The sequence below is a fragment of the Vibrio sp. 1557 genome, from assembly GCF_033340175.1.
Taxonomy (GTDB): Bacteria; Pseudomonadota; Gammaproteobacteria; order Enterobacterales; family Vibrionaceae; genus Vibrio; species Vibrio alginolyticus.
Genome location: NZ_JAWOVZ010000314.1, coordinates 1 through 1005, shown reverse-complemented (window position 1 = coordinate 1005; position 1005 = coordinate 1). Strand labels below are relative to the sequence as shown.

1 protein-coding gene is annotated in these 1005 nt (G+C 48.2%); it reads left to right on the top strand.

The window, feature by feature from the left end; translation table 11 throughout:
* The coding region (locus R7070_RS26720; protein ID WP_318141593.1) for a M24B family metallopeptidase at positions 1-911 on the top strand (911 nt) is incomplete at its 5' end.
* Between the last annotated feature and the right edge of the window lie 94 nt (positions 912-1005).

Sequence of the window (1005 nt, the reverse complement as noted above, 5' to 3'; positions counted from 1 at the left end):
CATGTTTAATGCCAAAAGCCGCGAAAAACGAAGTTGAGATTGCGGGCATGAAAGCCTGTCATATCCGCGACGGTGTAGCGATGAGCAAATTCCTTTGCTGGCTAGATGCCGAAGTGGCTGCAGGCAATCTTCATGATGAAGCTACACTGGCTGATCGCCTAGAAGCATTCCGTAAAGAAGACCCAACGCTGATGGATCTAAGCTTTGATACCATTTCTGCGGCAGGCGGCAATGCGGCTATGTGTCACTACAATCATGAGAACCAACCTGAGCCAGGTAAGCTAGAGCTGAACACACTTTACCTTGTTGATTCAGGCGGTCAGTACCTAGATGGCACAACCGACATTACACGCACCATCGCGATTGGTCAGCCATCAGCAGAAATGATCAAGCAGTTCACTCTCGCGCTGAAAGGTCATATCGGTGTAGCACGTGCCCGCTTCCCGAAAGGCACTCGCGGTTACCAAATCGATACATTGGCTCGCCAACATCTTTGGGCGGAAGGTTATGACTACGACCACGGCACTGGCCACGGTGTAGGTCACTTCCTAAGTGTGCATGAAGGTCCGGCAAGCATCTCTAAGAAACAAATTGATGTGCCGCTAACTGAAGGCATGGTGCTATCAAATGAGCCTGGCTACTACCGTGCAGATGCGTTCGGTATCCGTATCGAAAACCTAGAGCTCGTAGTTGAAACACCGACTAACGGTGACTTCCCTGTTCTATCATTCGAATCATTGACGCGCTGTCCAATCGACAAACGTAACATCAATGTCGATATGCTGACTCGTCCAGAACTTGCTTGGTTGAACGACTACCATCAAAAAGTATGGGAACAAATCAGCCCGCTTGTTGAAGGCGAAGTAAAAGAATGGCTACGCGAAGCAACTCTGCCGTTGGCTCACTCTTAAACTAAACAAAAGTGCGAACATCTATTAAAGATAAAATAGAAAAGGCTCTCCACTTGGAGAGCCTTTTTTGTTGGGGCTAAATTCGTAAATCGCA